Source organism: Pantoea sp. XAF26B01_ASV70 (assembly GCF_054512635.1).
In genome coordinates, this window is record NZ_CM137251.1 from 680,001 (window position 1) to 698,509 (window position 18,509).

The following is an 18,509-nucleotide window of genomic DNA, read 5'->3' on the forward strand; positions in this document are numbered from 1 at the left end:
GGAAATAAAATAACAAGGGAGGCAGTGCCGCTATCTTAAGAAAAATCTTAGACTTAAGAATGCTGATTTATATCAGTTTTACTTACTATAGATCAGTTAAAGCGTTACGCGAAGCCTTGCTATTTATTTTTGATTAATCAAAACGTCACTCCGGCCGATAACCCAGTAACAGCAAGGCGCGAAGACGAGGCGATTAAACAAAATTCTTTGTTTTTTCGGTATCTGGCATGCTTTCTGCTTCGGTGATATGTTCCTGTACCAATCAGACATAATAACGGTTTACCGGCTTGCTCTGCGGGCGGTTAATAAGATGCAGGTTATAAATGGCCAGCGTCGGCGGGCGCGTTTTGCCCGGCCTTCAGGACCATAAAATACCGAAATTTAATCACTTTCACCCATCGGGTGTTTTCAGATCACTTATCAGACTGTACACAGCACCCGTTTCTCCGCGGGTGGTGAGGAGTTGCACATGTTGCCTGTCACCTGGGATAGCGTCCTGATCTGCGTTTCGCTGATCGTGGCGTTCATTGCCTCTTTTACAGCCCTGGATACCGCCGGACGAGTGGCGGTATCCCGTGGCTGGAGCGCCCGGTTCTGGCTGTTGGTGGGCGGCATCGCAATGGGGATTGGCGTCTGGGCAATGCACTTTATCGGGATGCTGGCGATGATGTTGCCGATGATGATGCGCTATGACACGCGACTGACGATCCTCTCGCTGCTGGTGGCGATCCTGGCGTCTGTGCTGGCTTTTGGCCAGACGGTGGGTGGCCTGCATCTCACCCGCCAGCGGCTGCTGAGCGGCACGCTGATCCTGGGCGCGGGTGTGGTGGTCATGCACTATCTTGGTATGTATGCCCTGCTGATTGAACCGCAACCGGAGTGGAATGCGCTGCTGGTGGCGCTCTCTGTGCTGATTGCGTTTGCGGCCTCTGGCCTGGCGCTGTGGCTGGCCTTTCATCTGCGCCAGGGCGATCATCATCTGATGCTGATGCGCGGGCTGGCCTCTCTGGTCATGGGCATCGCCATCGCCGGTATGCACTATGTGGGTATGGCGGCAGCAGAGTTCAGCCCCAGCAGTATGATGCAGCCGCACGGCGTCAGTAATGCGGGCCTGGCGGTGTGGGTAACGCTGATTACCCTGACTATTCTGGGTATCACTCTGCTGAGTTCGATGCTGGATGCGCAGCTACGCGCCGCGCGTCTGGCGACCCGCCTCAATCGCGCTAACCAGGAATTGCGTCAGCTGGCGATGCATGACAACCTGACCACGCTGCCCAATCGTGTAATGCTGGAGCAGCAGCTCGATCTCGCCATTAAACAGGCGATGCTTAATGAGCATCGCTTTGCCGTGATCTATATGGATCTCGATGGCTTCAAAGCGGTCAATGACACATGGGGACATCATGTCGGTGATCGGTTGCTGGTGGCGGTGGCGGAACGGCTGTGTAGCCAGCTCAGCAACACGATGCTGCTGGTGCGTCTGGGGGGCGATGAATTTGTGCTGATGGCTGAGTGCGATATCAGCGCAGCCCGCCAGCTGGCGCAAAAACTGGTTAAAGTCATCAGTTCGCCGTTTGAACTTGACCGCTATCTGCTGCACGTTTCACTCAGCGCGGGCATTGCGATCTTTCCGCTGCACGGTCGCAACCGGCAGGAGCTATTGTTTAATGCTGATGCGGCGATGTACCACACCAAACACAGCGGACGAAACGGCTGGTGCCTGTTTGAACCGGCCATGAGCGCCGCGACGCAGCATCAGCTGGAGCTGGCGAACGATCTGTGGGAGGCGATAGAGCGCGAGCAGATGCGGCTGTTCTATCAGCCCAAATTCTGTTCCGGCGGCACCAGGTTAATAGGATTCGAAGCGTTGTTGCGCTGGCAGCATCCGCAGCGCGGTTTACTGACGCCTGAGCTGTTTCTGCCGCGCGCCGAAAAAACCGGTCAGATTATTGCGCTGGGTAACTGGGTGATCGGGGAGGCCTGCCGTCAGCTCAGGATATGGCACAGCCAGGGCCAGAGTGACTGGACGGTATCGGTGAATCTCTCCGCGTTGCAGTTTCACCAGCGTGATTTGCTGACTATCCTGACGCAGACCCTGGCGCGTTACCAGCTGCCAGGCAGCGCGCTGATGCTGGAGATCACTGAAGCGATTGCCATGCGCGATCCCGCTTTCAGCCAGCAGCGCATTCGTGAATTGCAGCAGGCGGGTGTCAGCGTCGCGATTGATAACTTCGGCATCGGCTATGCCAACCTGCTGCATCTCAAAGATCTGGATGCCAGTGAACTCAAAATTGATCGCAGCTTTATCAACTGCCTGCGGCCCGGCAGTGAAGATGCGACCGTAGTCAGCGCCATGCTGACCCTGGCGCAGAGCCTCAATCTGCGCATGGTGGCGGAAGGGGTGGAGACTGAAGAGCAGCAGCATTTGCTCACCAGCTTAGGCTTTGATGCGCTGCAGGGCTATCTGCTGGGCAAGCCGACGCCAGCGGACCGGGTTGAGGCGCTGAGTTTTCCCTCACTGCGACAGCCGGTGGCGTCACTGTCCGGCTGACTGTGTTGACAGCAACGATAGATTTCATCACTCAGAATGAGTGGAAGGATGCAGGGTTCGCGGCTCATTAACCGCCGGGCTGTGCCGATAACTAAGAGAATAATTTTAAAACCCTCTGCCCAACCACAAGCTCTGCTTTCGCGGGAATGCACTATGTTAGCGACCTCATACGACTCTTTTATCGTCATCGTCTCCGTTCTTGTCGCGATGCTGGCTTCGTTCACCGCCTTAGATATGGCGGGACGGGTGGTGCATTCAACCGGCAAAGTTGCGCTGGTCTGGTTGTTCGGCGGCGGTTTTTCCATGGGCATCGGCATCTGGGCGATGCACTTTATCGGCATGCTGTCGATGAACATGGAGATGGTCATGAGCTACAACGCCGGGCTCACCGCCTTTTCTGCGGCCATCGCGGTTTGTGCGTCGATATTTGCGCTGTGGCTGGTCTGCAATGGCGATCTGCCTTTGCCGCGCCTGGCGGGCGGCGCGCTGATCCTCGGCAGCGGCGTAGTCGCGATGCACTACACCGGCATGGCGGCGCTGATGTTCTCCCCCGGTATCGTCTGGAAATGGGGTTGGGTGGCGCTGTCGGTAGCGATCGCCCTGGCCGCCTCTGGCACCGCGCTGTGGCTGGCGTTTAACCTGCGGGAAGGACAGACCAGTCGGGTCACCCTGCTGCGCATTGGCGCATCGGTGGTGATGGGCTGTGCTATTGCCGGCATGCACTACACCGGCATGATGGCGGCAGAGTTTCCCGTCCACAGTCATCCGGTCGGGCAGGGCGTCAACAGCAACTGGCTGGCGATTCTGGTCACGGTGGTCACTATTTCGATTCTGGGCATTACCTTGCTGGTGTCGATGCTGGATGCGCGGATGCAGGCGCGTACCTCGATTCTCGCCAGTTCGCTGGCTGAAGCCAATCGCGAGCTGGCACAGCTGGCGCTGCACGACAACCTGACGCGACTGCCCAACCGCATCCTGCTGGAGGATCGGCTGGAGCAGGCGATTAACAAAGCGAACCGTGAGCAGAGGCAGTTTGCCCTGATGTTTATGGATCTCGATGGGTTTAAGGCGGTCAACGACGCGTTCGGGCACCACATTGGCGACAGTCTGCTGGTCGGCGTGACCGAGCGCATGAGCGAGCAGATGACCGGCTACTTCACGCTGGCGCGGCTTGGCGGTGATGAGTTTGTGCTGCTGGTGGAGATCGACGATCCCAATGATGCGGCGGCCATCGCCGATAAGCTGGTCAAAGCGGTGGATCGTCCGTTTGATATCTCACGCTATGAGCTGGTGGTATCGCTGAGTCTTGGCATCGCGGTCTATCCCGGCGATGGCGTGGATGAGCGCGAACTGATGTTCAACGCCGATGCGGCGATGTACCACACTAAAAATAATGGCCGTAACGGCTACACCTTCTTTCAGCCTTCAATGAACATTCAGGCCCAGAGCCAGCTTCAGCTGAATAACGATCTCTGGCAGGCGCTGGATCATGATGAACTGCGCCTGTTCTATCAGCCAAAATATTGCGCGCCGAGCGGTCCGATTCTCGGTTTTGAGGCGCTGCTGCGCTGGCAGCATCCGCAGCGCGGCCTGCTGTCGCCCGATAAATTTCTGCCAATGGCAGAAAAGACCGGAATGATTGTCAATATCGGCAACTGGGTAATCCATGAAGCCTGTCGCCAGCTGCGCCAGTGGCATCTGCAGGGCCATCCGCACTGGTCGGTGGCGGTGAACCTGTCGGCGTTGCAGTTTGAGCAATCGAATCTGGTGAAGACGGTGGTGGATGCGCTGGAAAAACATCAGATTCCGGCCGAACTGCTGACGCTGGAGGTGACGGAAACCACCGCGATGCGCGATCCCGATGAGAGCGTGCGTATTCTGACTGAGCTGACCCAGCTCGGGGTGAAAGCTTCAATTGATGACTTTGGCACTGGCTACTCCAGCCTGCTCTATCTGAAACGGCTACCGGCCAGTGAACTCAAGATTGACCGGGCCTTTGTGAATGAGCTGCAGCATCACACAGAAGATGCCACCATCGTGTCGGCGATAGTGGCGCTGGCGCAGTCGCTGCAATTGAAAGTGGTGGCCGAAGGCGTTGAAACCGCTGAGCAGCAGGCCTTCCTGACCAGCCTGGGCTGTAATACGCTGCAGGGCTATCTGCTGGGCAAGCCGGTTCCCCCGGAGCGGGTGCCGGAGCTGGCTGATTATGTGGTGGCAGAAATTGAAGAGGCGATTGCGGAAGTGAGTCTTAATGCCGAAGCCGAAGCCGAAGCCGGGCAGCCGCTGACGCCGCAGGTCGCTGTGATCTGACCTGCCTCAAGCCGTGAAGAATCAGCGCAATCGGATAAAGCGATTCGCGCCGCCTGTCATTGGTCGCCGTGCGTGGTAAAGTCTCGCGGTCAGACTATTCACGGTCAAACAAGGAGAGGTCACCCGTGGCGAAATACCAGCGATTGATGGATGAGATTCAGCAGCAGATAGAGGCCGGCATCTGGCTGCCGGGCACCCGTCTGCCGTCATTGCGTCAGCAGGTCGCGCAGCAAGGCGTCAGCCTGATGACGGTGCTGCATGCCTATGAGTTGCTGGAGAGTCAGGGCTGGATCGTCTCCCGTCCACAGTCGGGTTACTACGTTGCACCGCGTGCCTTAGCACCCGCGCCGCTGAGCGTGGCGATCAGTGAACAGGTCGATATCAACGACTTTGTGTTTGATGTGCTGCAGGCCACGCGCGATCCGGCCATCGTGCCGTTTGGCTCCGCCTTTCCCGATCCCGCACTCTTTCCGCAGCGCCAGCTGATGCGCTCGCTGGCTAACGTCTCTCATCATCTGACCCCAACCGATGCGCTGCACAATCTGCCGCCCGGCAACGCTACACTGCGACAGCTGCTGGCGCAGCGCTATGCGCGTCAGGGCATCACCCTGTCGCCGGATGAAATTGTCATCACCAGCGGAGCGCTGGAGGCGTTGAACCTCAGTCTGCAATCGCTGACCGAGCCGGGCGATTATGTGGTGATTGAACAGCCGAGTTTTTATGGCGCGCTGCAGGCGATAGAGCGGCTTAAGCTCAAGGCACTGGCGATCCCGGTCGATGCCAGAAATGGCATCGACCTCGTCCAGCTGGAGGAGGCACTGCAGCGCTGGCCGGTGAAAGCCTGCTGGCTGATGACCACCCTGCAGAATCCGCTGAGCGTAACCTTAACGCCGGAACGCAAACAGCAGCTGGTCGCACTGCTGGCGCGTTATCAGGTACCGATGATTGAAGATGATGTCTATGCCGAACTCTGGGCGGGTGATGCGCCGCCGCTGCCGGCGAAAGCCTGGGATCGCCAGGGGAACGTGCTGCACTGTGGCTCATTTTCAAAGTCGCTGGTGGCAGGATTTCGGGTCGGCTGGGTCGCGGCGGGGCAGCATGCGCAGCGTATTCAGCGGCTGCAACTGATGAGCACGCTCTCTACCAGTGCGCCGATGCAGCTGGCGCTGGCCGATTTTCTTGCCACGCGGCGTTACGACACCCATCTGAAGCGGCTGCGACAGATTCTGGCGAAGCGACAGCAGATGGTGCGCCAGGCGTTAATGAAGGTGCTGCCGCCGCAGGCCACGGTCAGCGAAGCGCGCGGCGGCTATTTTCTCTGGGTGACGCTGCCGGAAAGCATCAATACGACCCGGCTCTATCAGCGGGCGCTGGCTCAGGGGATCAGTATTGCACCGGGGCAGCTGTTTTCGGCAGGTGAGCAGTTCAGGCACTGCTTCAGGTTAAATACCGCCTGGCCGTGGGATAGTCGGGCCGAGGCGGCAATCGCGAAGCTGGGTCAGCTGATGGCGGAAGGGCAGGCGGATTAAACCCGCGCCGCTTCCTGATGGCCCCAGGTCAGGTAGTAGACATCATAGAAGTCCACTTCCCCTTTTTGCGTCAGCAGACGCTGGATACCGCTCTTCACGCGTTCTGGTGTCTCAGGCAGCGACAGAATGCGTGAGATTGCCTGTTCGCGCACCGGCTGAATGTAATACCACTCGCCGTTGTAGCAAACGCGCAGATCGAGGGCATCGATATCTTCAAAGCGATATTTCGGGTTGATATCCAGCAGCATCAGCACACTCATCACCAGCACAAACACGGTGGCAAACCAGAAGGCGGGCCAGCCAAGCATCTCGGTGGTGAAAATCAGCGCCACGCACAGGCCGTAGCAGAGATACATTACTGCCCAGAGGCCAGGGTGGTTCTTCAGAAACGAGAGGCTGAAACGCGGCAAATTGTCGCGACGTTCTTCGCGGTTAAGCAGGGCGATCTCGTCAATCAGGATTTGTTTAATAGCGTCCATTTGTTACCTCACTGTCATCTGTTAGCTATTACAACAGATAACAGTCAAGCATATCAGAAACAGATCTGTGCTTTTTTTATATAACAGTTTATACGACAGTGACCGGGGCGTCGGGCTGCTGCGCCTTTAGACTTCCCGCCTGACATTTTGCAACACTTTGCCGCAGTAAGAACCGCTACCCTCTGTCGCGCAGGCACACTCCGACCCTATAGTTAACGACACATTTGGCTTTAGTCAGCAATATCAGTCAATTATCTCAATTGTGCCGTCTGGCGCACATTGCATTGTGCCGCGGGTTTGCCACACTTAGAAAAACATCGGAGAACCTGTATGCGTGCCTCATCCTCCAGTCTGCTATTAATGATGTCCTTTGCCGCTGGCACCTTCTCGGCCGGGGCCTCTGACAATCCTCAGCATCTGATGCTCGCCAGCCCGTCGGGCGGTGTACCCAATAACCCGTTACCTCTGATTATCTGGCCGCGCGTGGTGCCGGAAGAGGAGGAGATCGCCGCGTGGTTTGAGAAAACCTTTGAGGAGAACGGCTGGCCTCCCGCCTGGCGCTATCCGATCTTCCCATACACCCATTATCATCCTAATACCCATGAACTGCTGGGCGTCGCTGAAGGCTGGGCGGAAGTGCTGTTTGGCGGCGACAGTGGCCGGATGGTGACCCTGCGCGCAGGCGATGCAGTCCTGATTCCGGCGGGTGTCGGCCATCGGCAGGTCAGCGCCAGCGAAGATTTTATGGTGATTGGCGCCTATCCGCATGGGATGTCACCGGAGACACTGCGCGATGAGCCCGCGAAGCTGAAAATGGCCCAAGAGCAGGTGAAAAAAGTGCCGTTACCGACGCAGGATCCCTTTACCGGCAAAGAGGGCGCATTAACCGAGATCTGGCAGCCGATTGCGGCGCTCACCGCCCAGCAGTAAGCCACGGGGCGAGCACGCCCCGATGCCGCTCCGCCAGCCCGGCTTTCGCGTCCCGTAAGCCTGGCTGTCACCGGGCTGTCATCAAACTGTCGTAGCGTTTTGCCCAGCATGTTAACGGCAAAGGCAGAGTAAGATGGCGGCAATATCGTTAACCGGACTGAGTAAAGCGTTCGGCGCCCAGCCGGTACTGGACGCGATTTCGTTACAGATTAATCAGGGCGAGTTTGTCGCCGTTCTTGGGCCTTCTGGCTGCGGCAAAACCACCCTGCTGCGCCTGCTGGCCGGCTTTGAAACGCTCGACAGCGGTGAAATCCGCATCGGTGAACGTCAGGTTGCCGCAGACGGGCTGCACCTGCCGCCGGAAGCCCGCGAGCTCGGCGTGGTGTTCCAGAACTACGCCTTGTGGCCGCATATGACGGTCGCGGAGAACGTCGGCTACAGCCTGAAGGTGAACGGTGTGGCGCGCGCAGAACGCGAACTGCGCACCACCCAGGCCCTGACGCTGGTCGGGCTGGATCGCTTCGCCGACCGCCGACCCGCCGATCTCTCCGGCGGTCAGCGCCAGCGCGTGGCGCTGGCACGCTGCCTGGTGGCACGGCCGACGCTGGTGCTGCTGGATGAGCCGCTGGCTAACCTTGATGTCCATCTGCGCGCCACCATGGAAGAGGAGTTCCGCCGCTTCCATCGCCACAGCGGCGCCACCTTACTCTATATCACCCACGATCAACGCGAAGCGATGGCACTGGCCGACCGCATCGTAGTGCTCGAACACGGCAGAGTAATGCAGTTCGCCAGCCCGCAGACCCTGTGGCGCGAACCGGCTAATGAGATGGTGGCGACCTTTATTGATGAGGGGCGGGTGCTGCCGGTCAGCGACATTGAGCCGCTCGATCCGGGTCAGGCAACCGCCACGCTCTGCGGGCTGCGGGTTTTGCTGCGCTGCTCGCCTCACCAGCGCCCGCTGCCGCACGGCAAAGCCAGCTTCCACAGCGTCAGTTTTCACCTCGCCACTGAGGGAGAGCGGCAGTTTGCCGCCCGCGTTGAGCACATTATCTTTCGCGGTGGCTACCATCAGATCAACCTTCGACCGCTTAATCAACCGGATGTCAGCCTGTCGCTGACGCTTAATGATGCTGCATTACTGGCGGTGGATGACACCGTCGGCGTCGCCGTCGATGACGGCTGGATTCTTCCTGCATAAAGGGTTTCAGAAACCATGAAAACGGCTTTTCGTACTCCGCTTCACGCGCTGTTGTTGCTCTCGGGCCTCGCGGCCTCAACCCTGTTGCAGGCGGCCGGCGCGCCCGGCGGCAAGCTGGTGGTTTACACGTCGCAGGCACCTGAAATTGCGCAACAGACCATCGATGCGTTTAAGGCCGCGTATCCGGCGGTGGAGGTGGAGTGGACCCGCAACGGCACCACTCAACTGATGAACGTGCTGCGCACGGAGATGATGAGCGGCCAGGTCAAACCCGATGTGCTGCTGGTGGCCGACGCGATCAATCTGGGTGCGCTCAAGAAAGAGGGGCAGCTCTATTCATATCCGGCCGCCCCGGTCAGCCACCTGAAGCCTGCCTATTACGATGCGGATAAAACCTTTTTTGGTACCAAAATTATCGCCACGGTGATCGCCTATAACACCCAGCGTGCGAAGCCGGTCAGTAGCTGGAAAGCGCTGGCAGTAGAAGAAAACAGAGGCCAGATTGCGGTCCCCAGTCCCCTCTATTCCGGTGCGGCGCTCTATAAGTTGCATACCGATATCCATACCCCGTCGATAGGCTGGGCGTTCTATCAGCAACTGGCCGCCATCGGCATTGCGCCACAGGGCGGCAATGGACCGGCGCTGAAAGCGGTTGCCAGCGGCATGGATAAGTATGGCGTGATCACGGATGCCGATATTATCCGCGCCAAAAAGCAGGGATCGCCCATCGATCTGGTCTATCCGCAGGAGGGCGTCTCCTATGTGACCGAGCCGGTGGCGATCATGAAGTCGGCGCATAATCTGCCGGCCGCCAAAGCCTTTGTTGATTTCATGCTGTCGGAAGCGGGACAGCAGCTGGTGGCGAAGCAGGGCAACCGGCCGGTCGATGCCCGCGTGGCGGCACCCGGTGGCTTTGCGCCGATTGAGCAAATCACGCTGCTGACGCCGGATGTGGCACAAGCGGTGGCCGAGGATGCTCAGGTCCGCAAAACCTTTACTGAACTGTTTGGCGGCTGATCGTGAGCGTGCTGGGCAACGAATGGCGAAGAGGCCAGGCCGCCAGGCATCGCAGATGGCGGGCGGAACCGCTGGTGCTGGGCATACTGGTGTTGGTGATCGGCCTGCTGTCGGTGGCACCTTTTGCCCGGCTGATGGGAACCGCGCTGGCACCGGATGGCATACTGGATAGCGATCGCCTGCTGAGATTGCTGACCAGCCGGCGGGTGCTCAGTGCCACGCTGAATACCCTGGCGATCGGCATCAGCGCGACGTTGCTGTCGCTGCTGCTGGGAACGGTGGCCGCCTGGCTGGTGGCGCTCACTGATTTGCGTGCCAAAGCGGCCTGGGTATTCGCCTTTATCCTGCCGCTGATGATCCCGCCGCAGGTGACTGCGCTGGCCTGGGTACAGGCGCTGGCACCGGGCAGTCTGCTGGCCACAGCGGTGAATGCGCTGGGCGGGACATGGCTGGCACCCGGTCAGCAACCGCTCTATTCCGCGACCGGCATGGTACTGCTGCTGGGTCTGCACAATGCGCCGCTGGTGTTCCTCACGGTGCGGGCTGGCCTGCGTCGACTCCCCGCCGAACTGGTGGAGGCGGCCCGTATCAGCGGCGCATCACCCCGGCAGATTCTGTTCACGGTGATCCTGCCGCTGGCGCGCCCCGCGATCTTCGCCGGGGCGGCGCTGGCGTTTGTCGCTGCGGTCGGGAATTTCGGTATCCAGGCAATGCTGGGTATTCCGGCGCGGGTGCCGACGCTGATTACGCTGGTTTATCAGCAGCTCAATACCCTCGGCCCCGGTGCGCTGCCCAATACCGCCGTCTACTCGATGCTGATTGCGCTGATCACCCTCGCCGGGATGCTGATTAGCGGCTGGCTGGGCGGACGACGCGATGTCCGGGTCAGCGGATCGCCACGACCCTGGCACCAGCCGCTGCGGCGCGCGCGACTGCCGGGCGAAATCATCGCCTGGCTGTGGATGGTGATCACCTTGCTGCTGCCGCTCAGCGCATTGCTCACCACCGCCTTAACCCGCGGTTTCGGTCAGGCTCTGAACTGGCAAACCCTGACGCTGGAGAATTTTCAGCAGGCGCTATGGGGCTATCCGGCGATACGGCAGGCGTTCTTTACCAGCCTGTGGCTCACCGGCCTGACGGCGCTGCTGCTCAGCGTCATGGCACTGTTCCTGGCTTTCTTTCTCAGCTGGCATCGTACCCGGCTGGTGCGGGGGCTGGGATTCGCCAGTGAGCTGACCTATGCGCTGCCCGGCATTGTCACCGGCGTGGCGGCGATGCTGTTTTTCCTGCGACCGCTGCCGCTGCTGGGATTTTCCCTTTACGGAACGGTGTGGATTATTCTCGCGGCCTATCTGGCCAATTTCCTGGCGCTGGTGTTAAGGCCGACGCTAGCCGGGTTCGCGCAAATCGAACCGTCACTGGATGAGGCGGCGCGCTTATGCGGCGCGGGTCTGATGCGGCGGATGACTGACATCCTGCTGCCGCTGGCGGCGCCTTCTGTGCTGGCCGGTGCGCTGCTGGTGTTCCTCACCGCGCTGAATGAAATACAGGTTTCAGTGCTGCTGGTTACCGCGCAAACCCAGACGCTTGGCCCGACCATTATTTTCCTGGATGAAGGCGGATCGGCGCCGCTGGCGGCGGCGGTCGGATGCCTGATGATTGGGATCGTGCTGGGCTTAATGCTGCTGGCTTCACGGCTGACGCGCCGTCTGCCGCAGGGAGTCCTGCCATGGCAAGCCTGACGGTGATCAGCGGCGTCGGCGGAAAACTGCCGGCCGCTTTCCTGCTGGAGATAGAGGGATACCGTCTGTTATGGGATTTAGGTGCCGGGCCGGAGCCGGGCGTCCGGCCCGCAATGGACGCCATCGGCCAGGTCGATGCGCTCTGCCTGACCCATTCCCATGTGGATCACGCGGCGGCGCTGGATAGCTGGGCCGACATCGGTTCACCGCCGGTCTATGCCAGTGAGATTACCTGGCAGCAGCTGGGCGAGGCTGGCGTTCCGGCTCAGGCGCGACGCATCCTGCCATTGCGCGGCCAGTGCGCGCTGGGGCCGCTGAATCTCTTTACCGGTCGCAGCGGGCATTCGCCAGGATCGATCTGGTTTCATCTGCCAATTGCGGGTGGCATCACCTATATGGGCGACTGGAGTCGCGAATCGCTGCTGTTGCCGTTTGATTGCCCGCCACGCGCACGGCTGTTGATTACCGATGGTTCCTATGGCGACCGCAATCAGCGACTGGCGCAGCAGATCGACGCGCTGGCCCTGGCGGCACAAGGGGGCGCCGTGGTCACCGCGCCGCTGCACGGGCGCGGCCCTGAGATGGCCCTGCAGCTCAGCGCTCGCGGGCTGCCGGTGGTGATGTGTCCCCAGGTGCGCGAAGAGGTGGCGCAGTTGCTGGCGCTCAACAGCCTGCCCGCCGCGGCGATGCTGGCGCTGGCCCGGTTATTACGCGTCGCAACACCCGACCGCTGGCGACCGGATACGGTAATTGTCGCGGCGGATGCGGTGGCTGACAGCGGGCTGGCGGCGCAGCTCAGCCATCAGCCCGACTTTCGTCTGATCTTCAGCAGTCACGTTTCCAGCGGCACTCGTGCCTTTGAGATGCTGCAATCCGGCATGGCACGCTGGCTGCCGTGGAATGTGCATCCGCCACTCGACGATCAGCTGGCGCTGATCAGACAGACGGCGGCCCAGAAAGTGATCCCGGCGTTTGTCGCGCCGCAAGAGTGCCAGCAGCTGATGAGCCAAAGTCCGGCAATGCTCTGCTGGCAGCACCGTTATTCGCTCTCCTCGCGCTGGGAGCGGGTCGCCTGACGCGCCGCCGCCACGGAGTCATTGAACATTTACTCGCCGCTGCCGATAAACCCCTTATAAACACTGATTAATCTTCTTAATGCGCTTGTCATCTCAGCTCTTTTCGGCTGTAGTCTGCGCACGCTATTAAGAACATTCCTAAGCCGTCATCCGGCTACAGAGCAGCAGGCTAATCACAATGGATAATAACTCTGAGGTCATCTATCGCATGCTGGTACAAAGCGTGAATGATTACGCCATCACTATGCTAAAACCTGACGGTATCATCGGCAGCTGGAATCAGGGTGCTCAGCGCACGATAGGCTATACGCCAGACGAGATGATTGGCTGCAGCTTCGCCCTGTTGTATAGCGAAGAAGATCGCCGCCGGGGCCTGCCGCAGCGTGGGCTGGATATGGCTGCCACTACCGGACACCATGAAAGCGAAGGCTGGCGCTATCGCAAAGATGGCAGTGCTTTCTGGGCACACGAGACGATCGACCCGATACGCAATGACGCCGGTCTGCTGGTGGGATACGCCTGTATTACCCGCGACTGCACTCAGCAGCAGGAGCAGCAGCGCAAAGAGCGGGAGCAGGAGATGCGCTTCCGCCTGCTGGTGGAGGGCGTTACCGATTACGCTATCTATATGCTCGATCATGACGGCAACGTGGTGAACTGGAATGCCGGGGCACAGCGCGCCAAAGGCTATGTGGCGGAAGAGATTGTCGGCCAGCATTTTTCCCGCTTCTACAGCGCCCAGGATCGCCTGAACCGTGTCCCGGAGCAGAACCTGCAAACCGCTTATCGCACCGGCCGCTTTGAAGATGAGGGCTGGCGCTACCGCAAAGATGGCAGCGCCTTCTGGGCGCATGTGGTGATCGACACGATCCGCGACGATCAGGGTAAGCTGCTGGGCTACGCTAAAATCACCCGCGACTGCACCGAACAGCAGCGCGTCCGCAGTCAGCAACGGGAGCAGGAGCAGCGTTTCCGTCTGCTGGTAGAAGGGGTCACCGATTACGCCATCTATATGCTCGATGTCGATGGCGTGGTGGTGAACTGGAATGCCGGTGCGCAGCGTGCCAAAGGGTACAAAGCGGATGAAGTGGTGGGTCAGCACTTCTCGCTGTTTTACAGTTCCCAGGAGCGGCTGAACCGCATCCCGGAAGCGAATCTCGGTATCGCGCTTAAGACCGGCCGTTTTGAAGATGAGGGCTGGCGCTACCGCAAAGATGGCAGCGCCTTCTGGGCGCATGTGGTCATCGACGCGATCCACGATGATGACGGTAAGCTGGTTGGCTTCGCTAAGATCACCCGCGACCGCACGGAACGCCGTGAGCAGGAGCAGCAGGTGCTGCGCGCCCGGGATCTGGCTGAAGCCCAGAGCACCCAGAAAACCGCGCTCTCTAAATTCCTGGATAATATCATCGCCAACATTCCCTCCTGCGTGATTGTTGAAGATGCGATCACCCGCGAGATCCTGCTGGTTAACGACCGCACTCAGCAGCTGTTTGGCCTGTCGAAATCGCTGATCGTCAACAAGCGCCCGCATGAATGTATGTCGCCCGAACTCAGCGATTACTTTAATAATCTGGCGGATGTTGCGCTGCGCAGTGAGGGCATGCATGAGCGTGAGCAGTTGCTGATGACCGCCAGCGGCGAACGCATTCTGCATACCCGCGCCACCGCGATTAACGGTCAGGATGCGCGACGTAACTACCTGATGCTGCTGGTGGAAGATGTCACTGACCAGCGCGCTGCTGATGCCCGTATTCACCATATGGCGCACCACGACAATCTCACCAGCCTGCCGAACCGCATTCTGTTCCGCCAGCGTCTGAGTGAAGCCTTGCGCACTGCCGGTCAGATACAGCGCCAGACCGCCGCGCTCTGCCTTGATCTCGATAACTTTAAAAATGTGAACGATGCGCTGGGCCACCAGATTGGCGACGAGTTGCTGCGCAGTGTGGCTAAGCGTCTGCGTAACGCGCTGCGTGACCAGGATACTCTGGCGCGTATCGGAGGCGATGAGTTCGCCATCGTGCTGCCTTCGGTGGCCAGTAATGAAGAGGCGAGCATTGTGGCGCAGCGCCTGATTGAGGCGATTCGCCCGCCGGTCAACGTTGAAGGCCATAATCTGTCGGTCGGGCTCAGCGTGGGTATTGCGCTCAGCACCACCATTACCAATACGCCGGAGCAGCTGCTGCGCTGTGCGGACATGGCGCTTTATGAAGCCAAACGTAACGGCCGCAACCGCTATGAGCATTTCACGCTGGAGATGGACGATGTGGCGCGCAGTCGACGCCTGATAGAAAACGATCTGCGCGATGCGATTAGCGGCGGGCATCTGCGGCTCTACTATCAGCCCATCACCAACGGCGATAACCGCACCATCATTGGCTATGAGGCGCTGATGCGCTGGCATCATCCGATTCGCGGGCTGATCATGCCCAACGACTTCATCCCGATCGCTGAAGAGACCGGCCTGATTCATATGCTGGGGGCGTTTGCACTCTACGAAGCCTGTCGCGAAGCGGCGAGCTGGGAAGGGGAGCAGTCGGTCTCGGTTAACCTCTCACCGCTGCAGTTTAAAAACAGCTCGCTGGTGCCGGTGGTGGAAGGCGCGCTGAAAGAGTCGGGTCTCGATCCGGCACGGCTGGAGGTTGAGATCACCGAATCGGTGCTGCTGGATGATTCGCTGGGTAATATCCGTACCCTGCAAAACCTCAAGGCGCTGGGCGTGCAGATTGCGCTGGATGATTTCGGCACCGGCTATTCGTCGCTGAGCTATCTGCGATCTTTCCCGTTCGACAAAATCAAAATCGACAAATCCTTTATCAATGATATGGGTGACAGCCGCGAGGCGCTGGCGATTATCCGCGCCATCACCGGCATGAGTCGCAGTCTGGATATCCAGATTACCGCCGAAGGGGTGGAGAGCGATGAGCAGTTCGCTAAGCTGCGCGATGAGGGCTGTACCCTGTTCCAGGGCTTCCTGTTCGGACGGCCTCAGCCGTCGGAACTGCGGCTGAAAACGCTGGGTTAATCCGCGCCGGGTTAATCCATACCGTGTTAATCCATACCGTGTTAATCATAGAGGCCATGCTGCTGGACCGGCGCATGGCTGAGATTATCGCGAATGCGCCGCACCGACTCGCGCACCACCAGCCTGCCATTCAGCAGCAGGCTGCCAGTGGGTGTGCCGGGATTCAGTCGCATCTCCTGCAACATTCTCACTGCCGCTGCGCCCAGCTCATCACGTGGCACCTGCACCGAGGTCAGCGGAATATCGTGGATAGCGGCCAGGTTGAAGCCATCCATACTCATCACCGAAATATCCTGCGGCACCCGCAGACCGGCCTGCTCCAGGGCAGTGACGGCGCCCGCCGCAATGTAATCACCGCTGGCGAGAATCGCGGTCGGGCGAAGCGCATCAGGGCAGTGGCGCAGATATTCACTCAGCCGCTCCGCCGCTTCATTGCTGCTGAAGCTGTTCAGGGTCAGCAGATGCTGGCGGCTGTCAAACCGCAGGTTCATGGCATGCCAGGCGTCGCGCACCCCCTGCAATCGCTGCTCCATGGTGTAGCGGCGTAAGCAATGCAGCGACAGGATCTGCCGGTGTCCCTGCTCAAACAGATAGCGCGCTGAGAATTCACCAATCAGCTGATGATGGGGCGAGACTGAAGGCAGACGCATTCGGCGATCGCGGGCGTTAATCAGCACGCAGGGTTTGTTCATCTCCGCCGCCAGCTGATGAATATGCTCATCATCAATGCCGATCAGCAGTGCCGCTTCGGTCTGCTGCATCTTATCGATAAACAGCGCCGCATCACTTTCCACCTCCTCCAGCGGGCAGTAGCGCAGCCGCACCTCATGCGGCTCCACCGCCTGGCTGATCCCCTGAATCACTTTGTAGTAGAAGATGTCACTGCGTACATCAAAGGCGCGCGGCGGGGCAAAGACCATCAGGTTATTCAGCAGCAGGCGACCACTGTGCAGGTTGTTTAGCACGCCCTGCTGCTGCGCCACGGCCAGCACTTTGTCACGGGTGGCGGGCCGGGTATTGGCTTTACCCGCCAGCACCCGCGACACCGTACTGATGGAGACGCCGCTGAGTGCCGCAATTTCGCTTACTTTCAGCCTTTGTTTCATTCTGTGATCGCCTTCAAATCTGCTGATGAAAAATTTTTCATAACCTGCTGAATCGCGTCAGATAAGCGTTTCAGTGCCATTTTCTGCCGGGATCCAGCCTGCCATGAAAAGCGTTGCAAAAAAGTGTCTGTACCCACGTTTCGCACTTTTCTAAGTTCGTTACAGGACACGCGGTACGCCAGCAGGCGGTGTGCGTCATCAATGGCAATCAGGAGTGGCACAATGAGCCTCGAATCAACAACCAAACCCATCAGTGCATCCCGCACGGTGCGCGTGATTAAAAATTTACGCTGGTGGATGCTGGGAATGTTCCTGCTGGGTGTAACCGTCAACTACATCACCCGCAACTCGCTCGGCATTCTGGCACCGGAACTTAAAAACAGTCTGCACATGACGACCGAACAGTACTCCTGGGTGGTGGCGGCGTTTCAGCTGGCCTATACCCTGTTTCAGCCAATCTGCGGCTGGCTGATCGATGTGATCGGACTGAAGATGGGCTTCCTGATCTGTGCGCTGATCTGGTCGGTGACCTGTCTGCTGCACGCCGGCGCGGGAAGCTGGCTGCATCTGGCATTGCTGCGCTTTGTCATGGGCGCCTCTGAGGCGGCGGCAACGCCCGCGAACGCCAAAGCGATCGGTGACTGGTTTCCGAAAAAGGAGCGTCCGGTCGCGGCGGGCTGGGCGGGCGTCGGCTTTTCGATTGGTGCCATGCTGGCACCGCCGATTATTTATGTCGCGCACATAACGTTTGGCTGGCAGGGCGCCTTTCTGCTGACAGGCGGGCTGGGCCTGCTGTGGGTTGCACTCTGGTGGTGGGGATATCACTCGCCCGAGAGCCATCCTCGTCTCTCTGATGAAGAGCGGGCCTTTATTAATCAGGACAACGAAGCGATCGGGGAAAAACTGCCGTTCTTCACCGCGCTGAAAGTGATTGGTAAAGAGAAGAAATTCTACGGCATCGCCATCCCGGCTTTTCTGGCCGAACCGGCCTGGGCGGTACTGAGCTTCTGGGTGCCGCTCTATCTGGCCAATGAGCGCGGCATGGATCTCAAGCAGATCGTGATGTTTGCCTGGCTGCCGTTTCTGGCCGCCGACCTCGGCAGCGTTGCCAGCGGCTATCTGACCAAAATCTATGTGCGCTGGTTTGGTCTCACCCGCGTCAATTCGATTGTTGCCAGTTCGGTGACCGGCGCACTGCTGATGGTCTCACTGGCGCTGATGACGCTGGTAAAAGATCCCTGGCTGGCGATCGCCCTGATCTCCGTCGGTGGCTTCGGCCATCAGGTGATCTCCTGCATGCTGAGCGCGCTGGTGGTGGAGCGTTTTGATCGCCGCCAGATGGCCACGGTCAACGGCATGCGCGGCTCCTGCGCCTGGATCGCCAGCTTTATCTTCTCGCTGATTATCGGTGTCACCGCCGATACCATCGGCTTCAATCCGCTGTTTGTGGCGATGGGCTTCTTTGACCTGATTGGTGCCGTTTTCCTGGTGATGCTGGTCGCCGAACGCCGCCAGCGCCCTGCTAACCCATAAGGATATC

13 protein-coding genes are annotated in these 18,509 nt (G+C 59.4%); 10 read left to right on the forward strand and 3 right to left on the reverse strand.

All coding sequences use genetic code 11. The annotated features are described in order from the left end of the window. The first annotated feature begins 469 nt into the window (after positions 1-469). The 3 genes from ACX8ZY_RS03265 (at position 470) to ACX8ZY_RS03275 (ending at position 6,390) form a co-directional block, all read left to right on the forward strand. Positions 470-2,551 carry a putative bifunctional diguanylate cyclase/phosphodiesterase gene (locus ACX8ZY_RS03265; protein WP_421665223.1) on the forward strand — a complete coding sequence of 694 codons (2,082 nt, stop codon included), beginning with the start codon at positions 470-472 and terminating at the stop codon, positions 2,549-2,551. Positions 2,552-2,704: 153 nt separating this feature from the next. Further along, entirely contained in the window at positions 2,705-4,861 is a 2,157-nt protein-coding gene (locus ACX8ZY_RS03270; protein WP_010249004.1) for a putative bifunctional diguanylate cyclase/phosphodiesterase, read from the forward strand. A 125-nt stretch (positions 4,862-4,986) separates the two neighbouring features. Next, complete coding sequence (locus ACX8ZY_RS03275; protein ID WP_010671109.1) at positions 4,987-6,390, forward strand: aminotransferase-like domain-containing protein; 1,404 nt, start codon at positions 4,987-4,989, stop codon at positions 6,388-6,390. Here ACX8ZY_RS03275 and ACX8ZY_RS03280 read toward each other — a convergent pair. Continuing rightward, positions 6,387-6,869, reverse strand: coding sequence for a YlaC family protein (locus ACX8ZY_RS03280; RefSeq protein ID WP_010249002.1), 483 nt, complete (start codon positions 6,867-6,869; stop codon positions 6,387-6,389). The genes ACX8ZY_RS03275 and ACX8ZY_RS03280 overlap by 4 nt on opposite strands. Before the next feature lie 330 nt (positions 6,870-7,199). On the opposite strand from ACX8ZY_RS03280, the gene ACX8ZY_RS03285 reads away from it, so the two are divergent. The 6 genes from ACX8ZY_RS03285 (at position 7,200) to ACX8ZY_RS03310 (ending at position 15,863) form a co-directional block, all read left to right on the forward strand. After that, positions 7,200-7,799 carry a cupin domain-containing protein gene (locus ACX8ZY_RS03285; RefSeq protein WP_010249001.1) on the forward strand — a complete coding sequence of 200 codons (600 nt, stop codon included), beginning with the start codon at positions 7,200-7,202 and terminating at the stop codon, positions 7,797-7,799. A gap of 133 nt (positions 7,800-7,932) precedes the next feature. Next, entirely contained in the window at positions 7,933-9,000 is a 1,068-nt protein-coding gene (locus ACX8ZY_RS03290) for an ABC transporter ATP-binding protein (protein WP_400369434.1), read from the forward strand. Positions 9,001-9,015: 15 nt separating this feature from the next. Next, a complete protein-coding gene (locus tag ACX8ZY_RS03295) occupies positions 9,016-10,017 on the forward strand; it encodes an ABC transporter substrate-binding protein (protein ID WP_459260608.1) in 1,002 nt (333 codons plus the stop codon). Between the two features lie 2 nt (positions 10,018-10,019). Then, positions 10,020-11,759, forward strand: a complete 1,740-nt coding sequence (locus ACX8ZY_RS03300; RefSeq protein WP_089414915.1) for an ABC transporter permease — start codon at positions 10,020-10,022, stop codon at positions 11,757-11,759. Continuing rightward, the gene (locus ACX8ZY_RS03305; protein WP_022623869.1) at positions 11,747-12,835 is read left to right on the forward strand and encodes an MBL fold metallo-hydrolase; all 1,089 of its coding nucleotides are present in this window, start codon (positions 11,747-11,749) and stop codon (positions 12,833-12,835) included. Before ACX8ZY_RS03300 ends, ACX8ZY_RS03305 begins: the two co-directional genes overlap by 13 nt. Before the next feature lie 178 nt (positions 12,836-13,013). Then, on the forward strand, positions 13,014-15,863 hold the full coding sequence (locus tag ACX8ZY_RS03310; protein ID WP_033785611.1) for a sensor domain-containing protein: 2,850 nt from the start codon (positions 13,014-13,016) through the stop codon (positions 15,861-15,863). A 41-nt stretch (positions 15,864-15,904) separates the two neighbouring features. Here ACX8ZY_RS03310 and ACX8ZY_RS03315 read toward each other — a convergent pair whose 3' ends face one another. Together ACX8ZY_RS03315 and ACX8ZY_RS03320 are read right to left on the reverse strand one after the other, a co-directional pair. Continuing rightward, complete coding sequence (locus tag ACX8ZY_RS03315; RefSeq protein WP_010248992.1) at positions 15,905-16,969, reverse strand: LacI family DNA-binding transcriptional regulator; 1,065 nt, start codon at positions 16,967-16,969, stop codon at positions 15,905-15,907. After that, positions 16,966-17,220: a hypothetical protein gene (locus tag ACX8ZY_RS03320; protein ID WP_033758796.1), complete on the reverse strand. Its 255-nt coding sequence runs from the start codon at positions 17,218-17,220 to the stop codon at positions 16,966-16,968. Before ACX8ZY_RS03320 ends, ACX8ZY_RS03315 begins: the two co-directional genes overlap by 4 nt. Between ACX8ZY_RS03320 and ACX8ZY_RS03325 the strand changes: the two genes are divergently transcribed. Then, positions 17,192-18,502 (forward strand): MFS transporter, encoded by a 1,311-nt coding sequence (locus tag ACX8ZY_RS03325; protein WP_010248988.1) that lies wholly within the window; start codon positions 17,192-17,194, stop codon positions 18,500-18,502. The genes ACX8ZY_RS03320 and ACX8ZY_RS03325 overlap by 29 nt on opposite strands. The last annotated feature ends 7 nt before the right edge of the window (positions 18,503-18,509 follow it).

Excerpts from the sequence above, each read along its gene's own strand:
- ACX8ZY_RS03265 (WP_421665223.1), top strand. The coding sequence starts at position 470 with ATGTTGCCTGTCACCTGGGATAGCGTCCTGATCTGCGTTTCGCTGATC.
- ACX8ZY_RS03270 (WP_010249004.1), top strand. The coding sequence starts at position 2,705 with ATGTTAGCGACCTCATACGACTCTTTTATCGTCATCGTCTCCGTTCTT.
- ACX8ZY_RS03280 (WP_010249002.1), bottom strand. The coding sequence starts at position 6,869 with ATGGACGCTATTAAACAAATCCTGATTGACGAGATCGCCCTGCTTAAC.
- ACX8ZY_RS03285 (WP_010249001.1), top strand. The coding sequence starts at position 7,200 with ATGCGTGCCTCATCCTCCAGTCTGCTATTAATGATGTCCTTTGCCGCT.
- ACX8ZY_RS03290 (WP_400369434.1), top strand. The coding sequence starts at position 7,933 with ATGGCGGCAATATCGTTAACCGGACTGAGTAAAGCGTTCGGCGCCCAG.
- ACX8ZY_RS03295 (WP_459260608.1), top strand. The coding sequence starts at position 9,016 with ATGAAAACGGCTTTTCGTACTCCGCTTCACGCGCTGTTGTTGCTCTCG.
- ACX8ZY_RS03305 (WP_022623869.1), top strand. The coding sequence starts at position 11,747 with ATGGCAAGCCTGACGGTGATCAGCGGCGTCGGCGGAAAACTGCCGGCC.
- ACX8ZY_RS03310 (WP_033785611.1), top strand. The coding sequence starts at position 13,014 with ATGGATAATAACTCTGAGGTCATCTATCGCATGCTGGTACAAAGCGTG.
- ACX8ZY_RS03315 (WP_010248992.1), bottom strand. The coding sequence starts at position 16,969 with ATGAAACAAAGGCTGAAAGTAAGCGAAATTGCGGCACTCAGCGGCGTC.
- ACX8ZY_RS03325 (WP_010248988.1), top strand. The coding sequence starts at position 17,192 with ATGAGCCTCGAATCAACAACCAAACCCATCAGTGCATCCCGCACGGTG.
- ACX8ZY_RS03320 (WP_033758796.1), bottom strand. The coding sequence starts at position 17,220 with ATGGGTTTGGTTGTTGATTCGAGGCTCATTGTGCCACTCCTGATTGCC.